General features: G+C 63.9%; 2 protein-coding genes. Both read left to right on the top strand.

Features of this window, described 5'->3' with window-relative positions:
- Nucleotides 1-333 precede the first annotated feature (333 nt).
- Nucleotides 334-1,509: a DUF6600 domain-containing protein gene (locus tag EOD15_RS32880; protein ID WP_127321267.1), complete on the top strand. Its 1,176-nt coding sequence runs from the start codon at nt 334-336 to the stop codon at nt 1,507-1,509.
- Between the two features lie 286 nt (nt 1,510-1,795).
- On the top strand, nt 1,796-2,402 hold a 607-nt coding region (locus EOD15_RS32875), incomplete at its 3' end, for a thiamine pyrophosphate-binding protein (protein WP_245463832.1).

Below are 2,402 nucleotides of genomic sequence, written 5' to 3'. Positions count from 1 at the left end.
GCCCTCGTCACGCCCCACCATAGTTTCCAGCGATTTCAATGGTCTATCCTAGAAATGAGATCGCCAGGCGGTTTCGGAATCGCTCCGGCGCCGGAAACGAACGTTCCATTTGTGAATGCCGCGCCGGTCGCGCAGAATTGATGGTCAAATGCCGCAATGCGGTCACCGGGGCCGATGACAACCGATCGGTGAGAATCCGGGAAGCGGTGGCGGGCAACAGCGCGGTTCCCGGGATTTTCTGGATGCGGAACTCTGGAGCCCGTTATGATCATCACACCTTTTATCCAAGCGTCTTCATGTCGCTCCCTCGGCCGGCGTGGACGCGCAGCAGCAATGGCCGCGGTCATGGCCTTGAGCGCGACCCTGACCGGCCCGCTGGTGCTGCCCGGAACGCAGGCGCATGCGGCGGAAATTGCCGTCACCGTCCGCGAAAGGCTTTCGAACTATGGCGGATGGCGAACCTCCAGCCGCTTCGGCGATGTCTGGGTTCCCTCGGTCCGTACCGAATGGCGGCCCTACACCGAAGGCAGGTGGGTCTGGACCGACGATGGCTGGTACTGGCAGTCCACTGAGCCATTCGGCGATGTCGTCTATCACTATGGCCGCTGGGCCTACGATCCCGATTTCGGCTGGGTGTGGATCGCCGGCGATCAATGGGCGCCAGCCTGGGTGGTGTGGCGTCAGGGCGGCAATGATGTCGGCTGGGCTCCAGCGCCGCCCGACGTCGGTGTCGCCTTCGACGACGCCTGGTGGTGTTTCGTGCCAGTGGCGGCGATCGGCGCGGTCGATATGGTCAGGGTGGTGCGGCCGGTGCAGGAGAACGTCGTCATCGTGCGCAACACGACGATCATCAACCAGACGGTCGTGGTCAACAATGCACCGCGCGTGCGGCTTGGCAATCAGGTCGTTGCAATCAATGCCGGACCCCGGCTGCAGCAACTCCCGAAGCCCGTCATCGAATCGATCAAGGCGGCAAAACTGGTTCCGCCTCGCAAAGGCGTGTTTGCCAGTGCACGGCTCGATGTTTCCAGGGGCGCCGAGATCAAGAGGCTTGCCGGCAATACAAAGGGGAACGGGCAAATCGTGGCGGGTCCCAAGACTGCGACCGGCAACAAGGCCAATTCCCCCGGCGCGGTGACTGCCAGCAATCCGGTGGTCGTGAAGCCGGTGAGCAAGCGGATGGCCGCCGGCAACGGCGCGAAGGCCGATGCGCTCAAGCTGCATGCCGACAGGACCGCGGGCGACGGACGCATCGTTGTCAAATCGTCGCTCAACCGGGGTTCGCCCAAATCGGTTTCGCGCAAGCCGGTTTCGCCCAAGCCGGTTTCGGGGCAGCGTCTTGCACGCGGAGCCGAGCAACAAAAGCCGCATCAGCAAGCGCTGGCAATGCGCATGCCCCAGCACCATGCCCCGGCAAGGGTGGCACCCCACCATCCGCCAGCAAAGATGCAGGCCAGGAAGGCGTCCAAATGCGATCCGCGCGTTTCCCGCTGCAAGGCGCCGGGCTGACACCGCAGTCGCGTCGGCACGCTGCGCGCGCCGGCGCGATTTTTCCCGTTGACAGGCCGCCTTTCCCGCCCTTAGTGTCCGCCACCATGAAAACGGCACTCATTCTCGTAGGAAAGCGCGTGGGCAAGGCGGTGTAACCGCCGGGCGAAAACCCTCCCATGCGCAAGACACAGGCTCCCTCGGGGGCCTTTTTTATTGCCTGAAACACGACTAAACGACCAGCAAACGCCAAATGGCGACAGTACGGGACAGACCGATGAGCAACGGACAGAACGAGCGGCGCGAGATGACAGGTGCCGAAATGGTGGTGCAGGCGCTGAAGGACAATGGCGTCAAGCATGTCTTCGGCTATCCCGGCGGCGCTGTCCTTCCGATCTATGACGAGATCTTCCAGCAGGACGATGTCGAGCACATACTGGTGCGCCACGAGCAGGGCGCCGGCCATGCGGCCGAAGGCTATGCGCGTTCGACCGGCAAGGCCGGCGTCATGCTGGTGACCTCCGGCCCCGGCGCCACCAATGCGGTGACGCCGCTGCAGGACGCGCTGATGGATTCGATCCCGCTGGTCTGCCTGACGGGGCAGGTGCCGACCTCGCTGATCGGCTCCGACGCTTTTCAGGAATGCGATACGGTCGGCATCACGCGCCCATGCACCAAGCACAATTGGCTGGTGAAGGACGTCAACGAGCTCGCCGCCACCATCCACGAGGCTTTCCATGTCGCGACCACCGGCCGCCCCGGTCCGGTCGTCGTCGATATTCCGAAGGACGTGCAGTTCGCCAGGGGATTCTACGTCCCGCCGCAGATCGCGCCGCGCACCAGCTACCAGCCCAAGGTCCAGGGCGACCTGGAAAAGGTCAAGGCGGCGGTCGAGCTGATGGCCAGCGCCAAGA

It is taken from the genome of Mesorhizobium sp. M7A.T.Ca.US.000.02.2.1, from assembly GCF_003996995.1.
In the GTDB taxonomy this organism is placed as follows: Bacteria; Pseudomonadota; Alphaproteobacteria; order Rhizobiales; family Rhizobiaceae; genus Mesorhizobium.
This window is presented reverse-complemented; position numbering and strand designations above follow the sequence as displayed.